15 protein-coding genes are annotated in these 16,250 nt (G+C 70.2%); all 15 read left to right on the top strand.

The annotated features are described in order from the left end of the window. The first annotated feature begins 30 nt into the window (after positions 1 to 30). The 15 genes from ABH936_RS10240 (at position 31) to truB (ending at position 16,210) form a co-directional block, all read left to right on the top strand. Positions 31 to 1,716, top strand: a complete 1,686-nt coding sequence (locus ABH936_RS10240; protein ID WP_404603202.1) for a nitrite/sulfite reductase — start codon at positions 31 to 33, stop codon at positions 1,714 to 1,716. Then, positions 1,713 to 2,417 (top strand): phosphoadenylyl-sulfate reductase, encoded by a 705-nt coding sequence (locus ABH936_RS10235; protein ID WP_404603200.1) that lies wholly within the window; start codon positions 1,713 to 1,715, stop codon positions 2,415 to 2,417. The genes ABH936_RS10240 and ABH936_RS10235 overlap by 4 nt, the downstream gene beginning before the upstream one ends. Further along, the gene (gene cysC, locus ABH936_RS10230; RefSeq protein WP_404603199.1) at positions 2,414 to 2,950 is read left to right on the top strand and encodes an adenylyl-sulfate kinase; all 537 of its coding nucleotides are present in this window, start codon (positions 2,414 to 2,416) and stop codon (positions 2,948 to 2,950) included. Before ABH936_RS10235 ends, cysC begins: the two co-directional genes overlap by 4 nt. Beyond that, complete coding sequence (cysD, locus tag ABH936_RS10225; protein WP_038568740.1) at positions 2,947 to 3,885, top strand: sulfate adenylyltransferase subunit CysD; 939 nt, start codon at positions 2,947 to 2,949, stop codon at positions 3,883 to 3,885. Before cysC ends, cysD begins: the two co-directional genes overlap by 4 nt. A gap of 2 nt (positions 3,886 to 3,887) precedes the next feature. Next, entirely contained in the window at positions 3,888 to 5,255 is a 1,368-nt protein-coding gene (locus ABH936_RS10220) for a sulfate adenylyltransferase subunit 1 (RefSeq protein ID WP_038568738.1), read from the top strand. A 1-nt stretch (position 5,256) separates the two neighbouring features. Then, complete coding sequence (locus tag ABH936_RS10215) at positions 5,257 to 6,369, top strand: ABC transporter substrate-binding protein (RefSeq protein ID WP_404603198.1); 1,113 nt, start codon at positions 5,257 to 5,259, stop codon at positions 6,367 to 6,369. Position 6,370: 1 nt separating this feature from the next. Then, positions 6,371 to 7,192 (top strand): ABC transporter ATP-binding protein, encoded by an 822-nt coding sequence (locus ABH936_RS10210; protein WP_404603197.1) that lies wholly within the window; start codon positions 6,371 to 6,373, stop codon positions 7,190 to 7,192. Then, on the top strand, positions 7,179 to 8,114 hold the full coding sequence (locus tag ABH936_RS10205) for an ABC transporter permease (RefSeq protein ID WP_051805979.1): 936 nt from the start codon (positions 7,179 to 7,181) through the stop codon (positions 8,112 to 8,114). The genes ABH936_RS10210 and ABH936_RS10205 overlap by 14 nt, the downstream gene beginning before the upstream one ends. Before the next feature lie 170 nt (positions 8,115 to 8,284). Beyond that, a complete protein-coding gene (gene rimP / locus ABH936_RS10200; RefSeq protein WP_404603196.1) occupies positions 8,285 to 8,836 on the top strand; it encodes a ribosome maturation factor RimP in 552 nt (183 codons plus the stop codon). Beyond that, positions 8,836 to 9,855 (top strand): transcription termination factor NusA, encoded by a 1,020-nt coding sequence (nusA, locus tag ABH936_RS10195; RefSeq protein ID WP_006944857.1) that lies wholly within the window; start codon positions 8,836 to 8,838, stop codon positions 9,853 to 9,855. Before rimP ends, nusA begins: the two co-directional genes overlap by 1 nt. 129 nt (positions 9,856 to 9,984) lie before the next feature. After that, a complete protein-coding gene (locus tag ABH936_RS10190; RefSeq protein ID WP_235181931.1) occupies positions 9,985 to 10,350 on the top strand; it encodes a YlxR family protein in 366 nt (121 codons plus the stop codon). 100 nt (positions 10,351 to 10,450) lie between these two features. Continuing rightward, positions 10,451 to 13,390, top strand: a complete 2,940-nt coding sequence (gene infB, locus ABH936_RS10185) for a translation initiation factor IF-2 (RefSeq protein ID WP_038568733.1) — start codon at positions 10,451 to 10,453, stop codon at positions 13,388 to 13,390. Positions 13,391 to 13,587: 197 nt separating this feature from the next. Beyond that, positions 13,588 to 14,700, top strand: a complete 1,113-nt coding sequence (locus ABH936_RS10180) for a TRM11 family methyltransferase (protein WP_200874210.1) — start codon at positions 13,588 to 13,590, stop codon at positions 14,698 to 14,700. Between the two features lie 116 nt (positions 14,701 to 14,816). After that, positions 14,817 to 15,254: a 30S ribosome-binding factor RbfA gene (gene rbfA, locus ABH936_RS10175; protein ID WP_006943469.1), complete on the top strand. Its 438-nt coding sequence runs from the start codon at positions 14,817 to 14,819 to the stop codon at positions 15,252 to 15,254. Further along, the gene (gene truB / locus ABH936_RS10170; RefSeq protein ID WP_074039840.1) at positions 15,251 to 16,210 is read left to right on the top strand and encodes a tRNA pseudouridine(55) synthase TruB; all 960 of its coding nucleotides are present in this window, start codon (positions 15,251 to 15,253) and stop codon (positions 16,208 to 16,210) included. The genes rbfA and truB overlap by 4 nt, the downstream gene beginning before the upstream one ends. The last annotated feature ends 40 nt before the right edge of the window (positions 16,211 to 16,250 follow it).

The raw sequence follows: 16,250 nt of genomic DNA, 5'->3' as shown, positions 1-16,250 counted from the left end.
AGCCCGAGAGAAACGACGAAGGAGCGGACGATGACGACGACGAGTGAACGTCCCCGCGCCACGCAGCGCACGGCCAAGCCCGAGGGGCAGTGGGCCAAGGGCGAGTTCGACCCGCTCAACCCGAACGAGGTCTTCAAGGCCGAGGACGCGCCCCTCAACGTGCGCGCCCGCATCCTCGAGCAGTATGCCCGCGAGGGCTTCGACAGCATCCCGGGTACCGATCTGCGCGGCCGTATGCGCTGGATGGGCCTGTACACCCAGCGCAAGCAGGGCATCGACGGCGGCAAGACGGCGACGCTGGCGCCCGAGGAGCTCGATGACGAGTACTTCATGATGCGCGTGCGCATCGACGGCGGGCAGCTCTCGCGCGAGCAGCTGCGGGTGCTCGCGAGCATCTCCACCGATTTCGCGCGCAGCACGGCCGACATCACCGACCGCAACAACATCCAGTACCACTGGATCGCGATCGAGGACGTGCCAGAGATCTGGCGCCGTCTCGAGGCCGTCGGTCTCGATACGCTCGAGGCCTGCGGTGACTGCACGCGCACCACGCTCGGTTCGCCGGTGGCCGGCGTGCACCCCGACGAGGTGATCGACGCGACCCCCGCGATCGAGTTCATCAAGGCCAACTACGTGGGCGACCCTGATCTCGCGAACCTGCCGCGCAAGTTCAAGTCGTCGATCGCGTGGCTGCCCGACGCCGCCCCTGAGATCAACGACATCAGCTTCGTCGGCGTCGTCCACCCCGACCACGGCCCCGGCTTCGATCTGCAGATCGGGGGAGGGCTGTCGACGAAGGCGTTCTTCGCGCTGCGCCTCGGTGCTTGGGTGCCGCTCGAAGAGGTGCCCGAGGTCTGGCTCGCGACCGTCAAGCTGTTCCGCGATCACGGCTACCGCCGGCTGCGCAACCGCGCGCGTCTCAAGTACCTCGTCGAGGACTGGGGCGCCGACAAGACGCGTGAGGTGCTGGAGCGCGAGTACCTCGGGCGCCCCCTGCTCGACGGGCCCGCCGCGCCCACGCCGAAGCACACGATCGACCACGTGGGTGTGCATCGTCAGAAGGACGGACGCAACCTCGTCGGGTTCGCGCCGATCGCAGGGCGCACGAGCGGTGCGGCGCTCGCGGGCGTCGCCGACGCGATGGAGGCCGCCGGCAGCGACCGGCTGCGCCTGACCGCCTACCAGAAGCTCGTCGTCCTCGACGTGCCCGACGACGCCGTCGAGCCGCTGCTCGAGACGATGCGGCCGCTCGGCTTCGACGGGCGTCCGTCGCCGTGGCGCCGCGCGACGATGGCGTGCACGGGCCTGGAGTTCTGCAAGCTTGCCATCGTCGAGACGAAGCAGCGAGCCCACGACCTCGTCGCCGAGCTCGAGGAGCGTCTCGGTCACCTCGACGACCAGCTCGAGCACCCCATCGCGATCCATCTCAACGGTTGCCCGAACAGTTGCGCCCGCATCCAGGTGGCGGACATCGGTCTCAAGGGCCAGATCATCACCGACGCGGCCGGTGAGCAGGTGCCCGGCTACCAGGTCCACCTCGGTGGTGGCCTGGGCGAGGACCTCGTCGTCGGGCGCAAGCTGCGCGCCCACAAGGTCGCCGCGAGCGAGCTGGGCGACTACGTCGAACGCGTCGTGACGCGGTACGTCGCCGCACGCGAGAGCGGCGAGAGCTTCGGCGACTGGGCCCGCCGCGCCGACGAGGAGGAGCTGCGATGACCCAGGTCGTGCGCGAGCCCGACGAGCTGCGTCGGATCGCCATTCGGGCCGCCGGCGAGCTCGACGGTGCACCGGCGGATGCCGTGCTCGATTGGGCGGCCGCGGAGTTCGGGGAACGCTTCGCCGTGGCCACCTCCATGCAGGACGCCGTGCTGACGCATCTCGCGTCCCGCAGCCTGCCGGGCGTCGACGTGCTCTTCCTCGATACCGGGTACCACTTCGAAGAGACGCTGCAGACCCGCGACGCGGTCGCCTCGACGTACGACGTCACGGTGCGCACCCTCGAACCGTCCCAGAGTGTCGCGGAGCAGGATGCGACGTACGGCGCGAACCTCTTCGAACGCGACCCCGATCTGTGCTGCGCGCTGCGCAAGACCCACCCGCTCGACGAGGCCCTCGACGGCTACGAGGCGTGGGCCACCGGGGTGCGTCGCAGCGAGGCGATCACGCGGCGCGACACACCGGTCGTCAGCTTCGACGAGCGCCGCGAACGCATCAAGGTCGCGCCGATCGTCGCGTGGAGCGACGCCGACGTCGAGGCCTACATCGCCGAGCACGCCATCGTCACGAACCCGCTGCTCACCCAGGGCTACCCCTCGATCGGGTGCGCCACCTGCACCCGCCGGGTGGCGCCGGGCGAGGACGCCCGCGCCGGACGCTGGGCGGGCCGCGACAAGGTCGAATGCGGGATCAACACATGAGCGCCGCGACCGTGTGGCTCACGGGCCTGTCCGGAGCGGGCAAGTCGACGCTCGCCGAGCGCCTCGTCGCCGCCCTGCGCGAGCGGGGCGAACGCGTCGAACTGCTCGACGGCGACGAACTGCGCACCTCCCTCAGCGCCGGCCTCGGGTTCTCCCGGGCGGACCGGAACACCCACGTGACGCGCGTCGGTTTCGTCGCCGACCTGCTCGCCCGCAACGGTGTGTGGGCGATCGTGCCGGTCATCGCCCCGTACGCCGATGCACGCGCCGAGAACCGCGCACGCCACGAACGCAGCGGTAGTCGCTACCTCGAGGTCTTCGTCGCAACGTCGCTCGAGGAGTGCGCGCGACGCGACGTCAAGGGCCTGTACGCCCGGGCCGAGGCCGGCGAACTCACCGGAATGACAGGCCTCGACGACCCCTACGAGGTTCCGACCGACCCCGAATTGCGTCTCGAGACCCAGGGCCGCTCGATCGAGGAATCCCTCGCCGAGATCCTGCGTCTCATCGACGAGGAGAGGACACCCGCATGACCGAGACGATGACGCCACCGGACGTCTCCACGAACCCCGCCGGCGAGCTGTCGACGTTGCGGGCACTCGAGGCCGAGGCCATCGAGATCATCCGCGAGGTCGTCGCCGAGTTCGAACGCCCTGCGCTGCTGTTCAGCGGCGGCAAGGACTCGGCAGTGCTGCTGCACGTCGCACTCAAGGCACTCGCTCCCGCGCCGTTGCCGCTGACGCTGCTGCACGTCGACACCGGCCACAACCTGCCCGAGGTCATCGCCTTTCGCGACGAGGTCGTCGAGCGTCACGGCCTGCGGCTGCACGTCGCGGCCGTCGAGGACTGGATCGCCGACGGGCGTCTCGTCGAGCGTCCCGACGGCACCCGCAATCCGCTGCAGACCGTGCCGCTCGTCGACACCATCGAGACCGAGCGCTTCGACGCGCTGCTCGGTGGGGCGCGCCGTGACGAGGACAGGGCGCGCGCGAAGGAACGCATCTTCTCGGTGCGCAGCGCCATGGGAGGGTGGGACCCGCGCGGGCAGCGTCCGGAGCTGTGGAACCTCTACAACGGCCGACACGCCCCCGGGGAGAACACCCGGGTCTTCCCGTTGAGCAACTGGACCGAACTGGACGTCTGGCGCTACATCGAGGCCGAGGACGTCGCGCTGCCACCCATCTACTACGCCCACGAACGGGACGTATTCCTGCGCGACGGGATGTGGTTGACACCTGGGCCGTGGTTCGGCCCACGTGACGACGAACCGCTCGTCACCAGGACGGTTCGCTACCGAACCGTCGGTGACGGCTCCTGCACGGGCGCCGTCGCCTCCGAGGCGCGGACGACGAGCGACATCATCGCCGAGGTCGCAGCCAGCCATCTGAGCGAACGCGGTGCCACCCGCGCCGACGACCGCCTGTCCGAGGCAGCGATGGAAGACCGCAAGCGAGAAGGGTACTTCTAGAGATGACGACAACCACAGCACAGCCACCCGCGCCGCATAGCGCGCGCAACGGGCTCGGCCAACTCCGTCTGGTCGTCGCCGGGAGCGTCGACGACGGCAAGTCCACCCTCGTCGGCCGGCTCCTGCACGACACGAAGAACATCCTGGCCGACACCTACGACTCGATGGTGGCCGCGAGCACCTCGCGCGGCGCCGAGCAGGTCGACCTTGCTCTCCTGACGGACGGGCTGCGCGCCGAGCGCGAACAGGGCATCACGATCGACGTGGCGTACCGGTACTTCTCCACGCCCCGGCGCACCTTCGTCCTCGCCGACACCCCGGGGCACGTGCAGTACACGCGCAACATGGTCACTGGCGCCTCCACCGCTGACGCAGCCGTCGTCCTCGTGGACGCGCGACACGGGGTCAGCGACCAGACGCGTCGTCACGCCGCGTTGATGGCGCTGCTGCGTGTTCCGCACGTCATCTTCGCCGTCAACAAGATGGATGCCCTCGAGTGGTCGCGCTCGCGGTTCGACGAGGTCCGGACCCAGGCGATCGACCTGGCCGACAGGGTGGGCCTCAGCGATCCCCGCGTCGTCGCGCTATCTGCGCTGACGGGCGAGGGGGTCGTCGCTCCGGCCCCCGACGGGTACGACCACCCGCCGCTGCTCGACCTGCTCGAGTCGCTACCCGTCCGCGATGACCTGCGGGCCGAGTCGTTCCGCATGCCGGTCCAGCTCGTCATCCGGCCTCGCACCGCCGAGCATCCGGATTATCGCGGTCTCGCCGGCCGCATCGCCTCCGGCGTCCTGCACGTCGGTGACCGTGTGCGCGCGGTGTCCTCGGGCCTGACGAGCCGAGTCGTCGCGATCGACACTCCGGTGGGCTCGCGTGAGGTGGCCGTAGCGGGCGAGTCAGTGACGGTGCGTCTGGGCGACGAACTTGACGTCGCTCGTGGTGAGGTCCTGTCGCTCGTGGCCGACCCCGATCAACCGGTTGCCGACTCCGAGGTGAGCGGAGTGCTCGCGTGGCTCGCGGCTGCGGACGGGCGTGTCCGTCAGCGCGTCCTCGTCAAGGCGGGCACCAAGGTGGTGCGCGCGGTCGTCGACGACATCACGCATCTGTGGGACGTCGAGACGAGCACGTGGCACGCAGCCGGCCCTGAAGCAGTGATGACGCTCAACACGATCGGACGAGTCCGTCTGCGTCTGGCCGAGCCCGTGGTGCTCGACCCGTACGACAGCCACCGGGCGACCGGCGCGTTCCTCGTCATCGATCCCGCGAGCGGCGCCACGCTCGGGGCCGGCATGTCGGGTGCGGGGCTCGGTTCGGGTGCGGACGACGACGCCGCGCAGCTCGAATCCGAAGAGGATTGGCTGGCTGGCTGACATGTGCGACGATCACGCACCTGTCGATGCCGTACACCGATCCCGGGCCCGATCACCCCAGATCGGGCGCCGGACGCTCCTCGGCGCCGGCCTCGCCGCCCCCTTCATGACACCGGCCCTGTCGGGGTGCGGGGCGGCTGAGGCGAGCCCGCATCGCCTGCGATTGGGGCACTTCTCGAACCTGACCCACGGCGTGGCCCTCGCAGGCATGGCCCGCGGAACGTTCGCGCGCCACCTGGGCAGCACGGCCATCGAGCGGCAGGTCTTCGACAACGGGCCCGCCGCCGTCCAGGCCATGCTCGCCGGCGCGATCGACGTCGCCTACCTCGGCCCGAACCCGGCGATCACGGCGTGGGTGCGGACGAAGGGCGCCGGAGTGCGCCTCCTCGCCGGAGCAGCGGAGAACGGCGCTGCGCTCGTTGCTCGTCCCGGAGTGAAGAAGATCGACGATCTGCGTGGGTGCAGCGTCTCCACGCCGCAGATCGGCGGCACCCAGGACGTAGCCCTCAAGACACTGCTCGCCGAGCACCACCTGACGACGGGGCCGGGAGCGGACGAGGTGGAGACCGTGTGGATGGCCAACTCACAGACTCTCGATCAGTTCCGCCAGGGGCGCCTCGACGCCAGCTACCAGGCCGAGCCATGGGTCTCTCGCCTCGTCGTCGAAGCCGGCGCGCACGTGCTCGTCGACGAACGCACCCAGTGGCCCGACCACCGATTCGTGACGACGTGCCTGCTCGTCACCCAGGAGTACCTCGAACGCGCGCCTGCTCAGGTGGAGCAGCTCCTGGCGGCCCACGTCGAGACCGTGGAATGGATCAACAGCCATCGGGGCGCCGCGAGTGTGCTGCTCAACGCCGAGATCGGCAAGCTCAGCGGCAAGAAGTTGAAGCGATCGGTCGCCGAGCGGGCCATGGACAACGTGCAGTTCTCCTGGGATCCGTTGATGGCAAACATCGCGCAGGTCGCCGAACACACGTGGCGAACGGGCGGCATCGACGTCCGTCCCGACCTGCGCGGGTTGGCGGACCTCGACCCGCTCCGGCAGGTCCTTGCTGCACGCGCCCTGCCTGCGATCACCGACGCCGGTCTCGGCGTGCACAGAAAGGGCTGACATGACGTTCGACACCACCACGGCAGGCGAGCGACACCCGATCGCCCCGCCGAGCGACGCACGCTCGACGGCACAGCCGGCCGCCGTCGACATCCGCGGTCTGCACAAGGTCTTCGGCCAGGGCGACGACGCCGTCGAGGCGATCGGCGGGCTCGACCTGAGGGTCGAACAGGGGGAGTTCGTCAGCGTTCTCGGCGCCTCCGGCTGCGGCAAGTCGACCCTGCTGTCGATCATCGCCGGGCTCGAACCCGCCAGCGCGGGCGACGTGCACGTCGACGGCCCTCAACCGGCGCTGATGTTTCAGGATTCCGCGCTCTTCCCGTGGCTGAGCGTCGGCGAGAACGTCGAGGCTCCCCTGCGATTCAGGGGCGTGCCCTCCGCCGAACGCCGCCAGCGGGCGCAGGAGCTGCTCGCGACGGTGCGGCTCGACGGCGCAGTGGATCGACGCCCCCACGAACTGTCCGGAGGCCAACGCCAACGCGTCGCCCTCGCGCGCGCACTCGCCCAGAACGCGCGCCTGCTGCTCATGGACGAACCATTCGCCGCCCTCGACGCCATGACGCGCGACCTGCTCCACGGGGAACTTAGCGACGTGTGGCATCGCGACGGCATGGCCGTCATCTTCGTCACCCACAACGTGCGTGAAGCAGTGCGTCTCGGCCAACGTGTCGTCCTGCTCTCTTCGCGCCCGGGACGCGTCAGCCAGTCGTGGGACGTCGACCTGCCACAGCCGCGTGCCATCGAGGACGCAGGCGTCGGTGAGCTGTCCCGCGAGATCACCTCGCGCCTGCGAGAGGAGATCAGTCGTCATGCCCACGCCTGAGTTCGACATGCGCGAGGAGGATCCGTTCGAGGCCAGTGCCCGACGGCACCGCTCGCCCGGCCCCACGAGATCGATGATCAGTGACGACGACGTCACCTCCGGACTAGACGCGCTCGAACAGGCTCAGGCGCGGCGCCGACGCCGCGTCGACCCGCTGTCCGTGCTAGCGCCGCTGGGTGCGCTCGCGATCGTGGTCCTCGCCTGGCAGGTTCTCGTGTGGGCACACGTCAAACCGGCCTGGGTGCTCCCTCCGGTCACCGACATCGCTCGGGCCCTGTGGACCTCCCTCACCTCGGGGGAGGCGCTCGACGCGATCTGGGTCAGCCTGCGACGCGGCGCGGTGGGCTTCGCGCTCTCTCTCGTGCTCGGCACGACACTCGGGCTCGTCGTCGGCCGCGCGAGACTGGCGCGGCGCGCCTTCCGACCGCTGCTCGCAGCGATGCAGTCCCTGCCGTCGGTCGCGTGGGTGCCCTTCGCCGTCATGATGTTCTACCTCAGCGACACGACGATGTACGCCGTGATCCTGCTGTCCGCAGTGCCCTCGATCGCCATGGGATTGATCGGCGGGTTGGATCAGGTCCCGCCCCTGTTCGAACGAGCCGGCCGGGCCCTCGGAGCGAGTCGCACGCAACTCGTGCGTCACGTCCTGCTGCCGGCGGCCATGCCGACCTATCTCGGCGGCATCAAGCAGGGCTGGGCGTTCGCCTGGCGTTCCCTCATGGCCGCCGAGCTCATCGTGCAGTCGCCCAAGCTCGGATTCGGTCTCGGTTCGATGCTCAACCAGGGGCAGGCGAACTCGGACATGCCAGCCGTGATGGCCGCGATCGCTCTCGTGCTCGTCGTCGGGTTGGCCGTGGAGGTGCTGCTCTTCGGCCCGATCGAGCGGCGCATGCTGCACCGTCGGGGCCTCGCGCCGTCGTAGGGCTGACCTGCGGCGAGCCGGGACGCTCCGGTCTCGGGCGACGACGGCTCCTCACGCGTCACGATAGACTCAGGGGCGATGCGCAGGCACGACGCCTGCGCATTCGTCACCTCACGGCTCGTGCCGCGGGCGACGGGTGCACGGCACGGCGACAACTCCAGGAGGCGCGAGTGAGCAACTCGGAACAGACGATCATCGACACGATTCTGCCGAAGCTCGAACCACTGGGTCTCCTCGTCGAGGACGTCACCGTCGTACCTGCCGGCAAGCGCCGCCTCGTGCGCGTGCTCGTCGACCGCGACGTCGCCCTCGAGAAGGCGGTCGAGGAATCGATCGAGCCCGTCACGCTCGACGAGGTCACGGACGCCACGCGCGTCATCGACGCAGAACTCGAGGCGAGCGACGTCATGGGCGAACAGCCCTACGTCCTCGAGGTCAGCTCACCCGGCACCGACCGTCCGCTGACGCTGCCGCGCCACTTCGCGCGCAACGTCGGCCGCCTCGTCACCGTCACCCTCGACGACGAGTCGAGGGTCGCCGGTCGCATCACCCGCGCCGACGACCAGACGGTGGAGGTGACGCCCGAGCGGGGCGGCAAGAAGGCGGGGGCGGCCACTGACGCCGAGCCCGCCCGACTCAATTACACATCGATCACCGGCGCCAAGGTGCAGGTGGAATTCACGCGCGGCGACGCCGCCGACGCCGTGGGAGAGGACGTCTGATGGACATCGACATGGCTGCACTGCGCGCCCTGGAGCGGGAGCGCGAGATTCCGATGGACGTCATCGTCCCCGCCATCGAGCAGGCGCTGCTGCTCGCGTACCAGAAGGAGGAGGGCTCCTACCGCCGGGCGCGCGTCGAGCTCGACCGCCGCACGGGTCATGTCGTCGTGTGGGCGCGCGAGGACGGCGAGAAGCAGGAGGACGGCACCTGGAGCGAGCCCGGCCCCGAGTTCGACGACACCCCCAAGAACTTCGGCCGGGTCGCCGCGGGTACGGCCCGTCAGGTCATCATGCAGCGCATGCGTGACGTCGAGGACGAGGCCATCCTCGGTGACTTCATCGGCAAGGAAGGCGACATCGTCTCCGGCACGATCCAGCAGAGCCTCGACTCGCGGTTCGTCAAGGTCGACTTCGGCACCGTGGAGGGCATCCTGCCGACCGCGGAGCAGGTGCCGGGGGAGACCTACCGTCACGGCGAGCGTCTGCGCTGCTACGTCGTGTCCGTGCGCCGCGGCCCGAAGGGCCCGCAGATCTCGCTGTCGCGCACCCACCCCAACCTCGTGCGCAAGCTGTTCGCGATGGAGGTGCCCGAGATCGCCGACGGTAGCGTCGAGATCGCCGCGCTCGCGCGCGAGGCGGGTCACCGCACCAAGATCGCGGTGCACGCCACGAAGCCCGGCATCAACGCCAAGGGCGCCTGTATCGGCCCGATGGGTCAGCGCGTGCGCGCCGTCATGAGCGAGCTGCAGGGCGAGAAGATCGACATCGTCGACTACTCGCGCCAGCCCGATGAGTTCATCGCCGCGGCCCTGTCGCCCTCGCGCGTCGAGTCGGTCGAGGTCGTCGACCCGAAGGCCCGAGCCGCCCGCGTCGTCGTGCCCGACTTCCAGCTCAGCCTCGCCATCGGCAAGGAGGGCCAGAACGCCCGTCTCGCGGCGAAGCTGACGGGGTGGCGCATCGACATCCGGCCCGACACCGCGCTCGCCGACGGCGGGCGTGACGACGAGTCGGCCCGCTGAGCGCGCGCCCTCAGACGTCTCGCGCGCACCCCGGCCACCGAGCGTGGCCGGGGTGCGCGCATTTCGTCGCGGAGCTGTGCGGGGGTAGGGTAGGGCTTGAACGGTGACAGATGTGAAGGTGGGGTGCGTGTGAACGTGCCGATCCCGAACGTCGAGCTCTCCCGGCCCGCAGAACCGCAGCGAACCTGCATCGGGTGCCGGGGCAAGGGCGGCCGTTCCGTTTTGCTGCGCATCGCAGTGAGCGAGGACGGCGCCAGCCTGGTGCTCGACTCGCGCAAGGCGATGCCCGGTCGAGGAGCCTGGCTCCACGCCGACACGACGTGCCTCGAACAGGCCACCAAGCGTCGGGCATGGGCACGAGCACTTCGTCTGCACACCGCGGTCCACACCGCGGCGCTGCAGGAACACGTGGCGGCCGAGATCGCCCGCCTGCCGTCGCCCGACGGCGAACACACCATGACCGAAAGCGGGTTTGACGCGATGAGCAACCGATGAGTTCTCACCGATGAACACCTACCCCTCGGCGGTCGGCTGATCCTCCGGGCAAGCAATTGCTCGAAGCCTTGGCCGCCCGTCACCATCTGACAGGAGAAACGTGGCCAAGGTTCGAGTCCACGAGCTCGCCAAGGAGCTCGGAGTCGAGAGCAAGGAACTGCTCGCGCACCTCAAGGCGCAGGGCGAGTTCGTGAAGTCCGCCAGTTCGACGATCGAAGCGCCCGTCGTGCGCAAGATCAAGGAGAACCCCCCGAAGCCGACGAAGGCCGGTGGCGACGCCGCCGACGTGCCGTCGAGCTCCCCGAAGCCGGCTGGCGGTTCGTCCGCCAAGCCCGGCGCCCCCAAGCCGGGCCCGAAGGCGCCTGCTCCCAAGGCTGCCCCCGCCGATGCCGCACCCGCGGCGCCGTCGAAGCCGGCCGAGAGCGCCACCCCGAAGCCTGCGGCCAAGACCGAGTCGGTCGCTGCCCCGGCAGCACCCGCCGCGGCGACGCCGTCCGCGCCCAAGCCCGCTGCGGCCGCACCGTCGGCACCGAAGCCCGCTGCTGCGCGCCCCGGCCCCAAGCCCGGGCCAGCCGCGAAGCCGGCGAGCACGTCGGGTCCGTCGCGTGGCGAGCGTTCGGAGCGCCCCGAGCGTTCTGGCAACCGTCCCGGCCCGCGCCCCGGCGCACCGCGTCCGGGCAACAACCCGTTCAGCTCCAACCAGGGCATGGGCCGTGGTGGCGAGCGTCGTGGCGGCGAGCGCACCGAGCGCCGTGACGGCGGTGAGCGTCGCGAGGGCGGCGCACGCCCCGGCAACAACCCGTTCGCGCCGAGCCAGGGCATGCCGCGTCCCGGCGGCAACCGTGGCCCCGCAGGCTCCGGTGGCCCCCGTCCCGCGGGTGCGGCAGGTCCGCGCCCCGGCGGTTCCGCCGGTGCCGGAGGCCCCCGTACCGGTGGTCCGCGCCCCAACCCGGGCATGATGCCGTCGCAGGCGGCCGTGCCGCGTCCCGGTGAGCGTCCCGCCCGTGGTGGCGGTGGCGGTCGTCCCGGTGCGGGTGGTCGTCCCGGCGGCGGCGGTTTCGCCGGTCGTCCCGGTGGCGGCGGTCGTGGCCCCGGTGGCCGCGGCGGCACCCAGGGTGCGTTCGGTCGCGGTGGCAGCAAGGTGCGCGGCCGCAAGAGCAAGCGCGCGAAGCGTCAAGAGTTCGAGCAGATGCAGGCGCCGTCGATCGGTGGCGTGAGCGTTCCTCGCGGCAACGGTTCGACGATCATCCAGGTGCGTCGCGGTGCGTCGCTGACGGACTTCGCCGACAAGATCGACGCGAACCCCGCATCGCTCGTCACCGTGCTGTTCCACCTCGGTGAGATGGCGACGGCGACGCAGTCGCTGGACGAGGACACGTTCCAGCTGCTCGGCGCCGAGCTCGGCTACGACATCCGTGTCGTCTCCCCGGAGGAGGAGGAGCGCGAGCTCTTCGGCCAGTTCAACATCGACCTCGACGCCGAGGCCGAGGGCGAGAGCGACGACGTGCTCGAGCAGCGTCCGCCGGTCGTCACCGTCATGGGTCACGTCGACCACGGAAAGACGCGCCTGCTCGACGCGATCCGCAACGCGGACGTCGCGCAGGGCGAGGCCGGCGGCATCACCCAGCACATCGGTGCCTACCAGGTCCACAAGGAGCACGAGGGCGTCGACCGTCCGATCACGTTCATCGACACCCCGGGTCACGAGGCGTTCACCGCCATGCGTGCCCGCGGTGCGAAGGTCACCGACATCGCGATCCTCGTGGTCGCCGCCGATGACGGCGTGATGCCGCAGACGATCGAGGCGCTCAACCACGCCCAGGCGGCGAACGTGCCGATCGTCGTCGCGGTCAACAAGATCGACGTCGACGGCGCGAACCCGGCGAAGGTGCGTCAGCAGCTCACCGAGTACAACCTCATCGCCGAGGAGTACGGCGGCGACACGATGTTTGTCGACGTCTCGGCCCGCCAGGGTCAGAACATCGACTCGCTGCTCGAGGCCGTGCTGCTCACCGCCGACGCGGCGCTCGACCTGCGTGCGAACCCGAACAAGGACGCCCGTGGTGTCGCGATCGAGGCCAACCTCGACCGTGGTCGCGGTGCCGTCGCGACGGTTCTCGTGCAGTCCGGTACGTTGCGCGTCGGTGACGCCATCGTCACGGGTCAGGCCTACGGACGCGTTCGCGCCATGCTCGACGAGCACGGCCAGAACGTCGCCGAAGCGGGCCCGAGCCGCCCGGTGCTCGTCACCGGTCTTGCCTCGGTGCCGCGCGCCGGTGACACGTTCATCGTCGCTCCGGACGACCGCACGGCCCGTCAGATCGCCGAGAAGCGTGAAGCGGCCGACCGTCAGGCCTCGCTGGCCAAGGCGCGCAAGCGCATCAGCCTCGAGGACCTCAACGAGCACCTTGCGGCGGGCAAGGTCGAGACCCTCAACCTCATCCTCAAGGGTGACGTGTCGGGTTCGGTCGAAGCCCTCGAGGACGCGTTGCTCCAGATCGACGTGGGCGACGACGTCGACCTGCGGATCATCGACCGTGGTGTCGGCGCGATCACGATGAACAACATCAACCTCGCCGTCGCCTCAGACGCCATCATCGTCGGCTTCAATGTTCGCGCCGAAGGCCAGAACGCGGAGTACGCCGAGAAGGAAGGCGTCGAGATCCGTTACTACTCGGTCATCTACCAGGCGATCGAGGAGATCGAGCTCGCCCTCAAGGGCATGCTCAAGCCGGAATACGAGGAGCGCGAGACGGGCTCCGCCGAGATCCGCGAGATCTTCCGCTCGTCCAAGTTCGGCAACATCGCCGGATCGATGGTCAGGAGCGGCGAGATCAAGCGTGGCGCCAAGGCGCGCATCACGCGCGACGGTGTCGTCATCGTCGAAGGCCTCGAGATCGCCGGTCTGCGACGCTTCAAGGACGACGTCACCGAGGTCCGCGAGGGCTTCGAGTGCGGTATCAACCTCGGTTCGCACAACGACGTCCAGACGGGCGACCTCATCACCACGTACGAGATGGTGGAGATCCCCCGAGCCTGACGCTTCGCCGTGTCCGAGGCGATGACCTCATCGCCTCGGACACATGGTCGGATGCGACCCCGCTCGAACCCCGCACACCGGGGTTCGAGCGGGGTCGCCGTCGTGTATGGCGTGAGTCAGCCGTGGCACCGGGCCACGGCGCTGCGCGGCGCCATGCGGCATCGGCCGTGCGCGGCAGATCGTGCAGAATGGGGCCCGTGACTCTTGACGCTCCCGTGCTGAACCCCGATGTCTCGACCCCGCCCGACGTGGCGCCGGACGGGCGCCTGCTGCTGCTCGCGCCGTCGTCGAACCGCGTGTACGCGGGGGACGCGGCGCGCCTCAACGCTGCGGAGATCACGCTGCTCGCGGGTGCGCTCGGCATCGAGGCGAGCGTCGAACCCGTCACCGTGGCAGGGGTCGACTACCTCGCCGTCGCCGGTGACGACGACCGGCTCGACCGCGTCGTCTCCGAGGCCAGCGGCGCGTTCGCGCTCTTCGGCGCGCGCGACGGGCTGCTGAGCCCGACCCCGCTGGAGCGACGCAGGCTCTACACCGATGACGTCGTCACGATCCAGAAGTACCAGGGCAAGACGAACGAGCAGTTCACGCACCTGCTGCTCAACGTCACCGCGGCGCTGAGCAAGCGTCCCGCACAGCTGCTCGACGGCACGCTGCACGTCCTCGACCCCATGTGCGGGCGCGGCACGACGCTCAACACGTGTCTGCTGCGCGGCCTCGACATCACCGGCATCGAGGTCGACAAGGGCGACTTCGAGCAGTACCAGGCGTTCATCACGACGTGGCTGCGCACGCACCGCCTCAAGCACGAGATCGACGCGACACAGATCCGTCGCAGCGGCCGCACGTACGGTCGCGCCCTCGAGCTAGAGACGGCTCCCAGCAAGGAGGACTGGAAGGCGGGGCGCACCCAGCAGGTGACGTACCTGTCGATGGACACCACCAAGCTGCCGGACGTCATGCGCCGCGCCAGCGTCGACGTCGTCGTCACCGACCTGCCCTACGGCGTGCAGCACGGCAGCCACGGTAGCAATGGCGAGCGGCTCGCCCGTTCACCGTTGCGCCTGCTCGATCGCGCGCTGCCCGGCTGGCACGACGCGCTGCGCACCGGCGGCACGATCGGCCTCGCGTACAACCGTCACGTCGCCGGGCCCGAGGCGATGGCAGAAGCGCTCGAGGCTCACGGCTTCACCGTCGTGCACGGCCACGGCGTGGACGGCCCGACGCAGGGGCACGTCGCCGCCGACGCCTTCCGTCACCGCGTCGACGCCTCGATCGATCGCGACATCGTCGTCGCGCGCAAGGGCTGAGCGGTACATACGGGACACCCTGATCGGTAACGGCCGCGCCCGGCTGCGTCGTCGAGCCGCCGCCTGCGCCCATCGCCTAGGGTTGGGGCAGTTCACTTCAGCATCAGGAGGCATCCATGGCCGACCAGGCCCGCGCCCGCAAGGTCGCCGACCGCATCAAGTCCCTCGTCGCCGAGTACGTCGAGTTCCGTCTCAAGGACGAGCGCGTCGGCTTCCTCACGATCACCGACGTGCGCGTCACCGGCGACCTGCAGAACGCGTCCGTGTTCTACACCGTCTTCGGCAGCGACGAGGAGCGCGCCGCGACGGCCGAAGCGCTCGCCGACAACAAGGGCCGCATCCGCAGCCACGTCGGCAAGGGCCTCGGCATCCGTCTCACGCCGACGCTCGAGTTCATCGCCGACGCGATCCCCGAGGGCGCCGCACACCTCGAGGACGTGCTCGCCCAGACGCGCGCCCGCGACGAGGAACTGGCCCGTAACCGCTCTACCGCCGCCTACGCGGGCGAGGCGGACCCGTACAAGAAGCCGGCCGAACCCGCCGACGAGGCGTGAGCGAGTCCGCTGCCCAGCAGCGCCCCCGCCGCGAGGCGCGTCCGCAGACGCCCGACGGGCTCGTCCTCGTCGACAAGCCCGCCGGATGGACCTCGCACGACGTCGTCGGCCGCATGCGGCGCCTCGCGAACACGCGCCGCGTCGGCCACGCCGGCACACTCGACCCGATGGCGACGGGCGTGCTCGTGCTCGGCGTCAACAAGGCGACGAAGCTGCTGACGTTCCTCGTCGGGTGCGACAAGGAGTACACCGCGACGATTCGCCTCGGCCAGACGACGATCACCGACGACGCGGAGGGCGGCGTCACGGCCTCGACGCCGTTGACGCGCGCGGAGCTGAGCGACGAGGCCCTCGCGGCGGCCGTCGCCTCGCTCAGCGGCGACATCGAGCAGGTGCCGAGCAGCGTCAGCGCGATCAAGGTCGACGGTAAGCGCTCCTACGCCCGCGTGCGTGGGGGAGAGGACGTCGCCCTCGCCGCGCGTTCCGTCACCGTCAGCCGCTTCGAGGTGCTCGACGTGCGTGAGGCGAGCACGGACGACGGCATGCCCGTGGTCGACCTCGACGTCGTCGTCGAGGTGACCTCCGGTACCTACGTGCGCGCCCTCGCGCGCGATCTCGGCGCCGCGCTCGGCGTCGGCGGGCACCTCACAGCGCTGCGGCGCACCCGCGTCGGCGCGTTCACCCTCGAGGATGCGGCGACGCTGGAGACGATCGCCGAGCAGGCCGGGGACGGCGGCGTCCCGCGCGTCATCCCGATGGCGCAGGCCGCGGCGGATTCCTTCGTCGTCCACGATCTCGATGTCGAGGAAGAACGCGCCCTCGGGTACGGCCAGCGGATCGCCTCGGCGCACCGCGGGGAGGAGACGGTCGCGGCGATCGCGCCCGACGGGCGTCTCGCCGCGATCCTCGACGAGCGAGCCGCCACCGCGAAGTCGCGCGTCACCTTCCCGGCCTGAGCCTGCAGGCAGCACGCGCCGCGGTCACCACCCGCGGCGC

This window comes from Dermacoccus sp. GAS27A, from assembly GCF_044909235.1.
GTDB classification, from domain to species: domain Bacteria; phylum Actinomycetota; class Actinomycetes; order Actinomycetales; family Dermatophilaceae; genus Dermacoccus; species Dermacoccus nishinomiyaensis.
This window is presented reverse-complemented; position numbering and strand designations above follow the sequence as displayed.

Coding starts and splice junctions, on each gene's coding strand:
- ABH936_RS10240 (WP_404603202.1), top strand. CDS start 31: ATGACGACGACGAGTGAACGTCCCCGCGCCACGCAGCGCACGGCCAAG.
- ABH936_RS10235 (WP_404603200.1), top strand. CDS start 1,713: ATGACCCAGGTCGTGCGCGAGCCCGACGAGCTGCGTCGGATCGCCATT.
- cysC (WP_404603199.1), top strand. CDS start 2,414: ATGAGCGCCGCGACCGTGTGGCTCACGGGCCTGTCCGGAGCGGGCAAG.
- cysD (WP_038568740.1), top strand. CDS start 2,947: ATGACCGAGACGATGACGCCACCGGACGTCTCCACGAACCCCGCCGGC.
- ABH936_RS10220 (WP_038568738.1), top strand. CDS start 3,888: ATGACGACAACCACAGCACAGCCACCCGCGCCGCATAGCGCGCGCAAC.
- ABH936_RS10215 (WP_404603198.1), top strand. CDS start 5,257: ATGTGCGACGATCACGCACCTGTCGATGCCGTACACCGATCCCGGGCC.
- ABH936_RS10210 (WP_404603197.1), top strand. CDS start 6,371: ATGACGTTCGACACCACCACGGCAGGCGAGCGACACCCGATCGCCCCG.
- ABH936_RS10205 (WP_051805979.1), top strand. CDS start 7,179: ATGCCCACGCCTGAGTTCGACATGCGCGAGGAGGATCCGTTCGAGGCC.
- nusA (WP_006944857.1), top strand. CDS start 8,836: ATGGACATCGACATGGCTGCACTGCGCGCCCTGGAGCGGGAGCGCGAG.
- rbfA (WP_006943469.1), top strand. CDS start 14,817: ATGGCCGACCAGGCCCGCGCCCGCAAGGTCGCCGACCGCATCAAGTCC.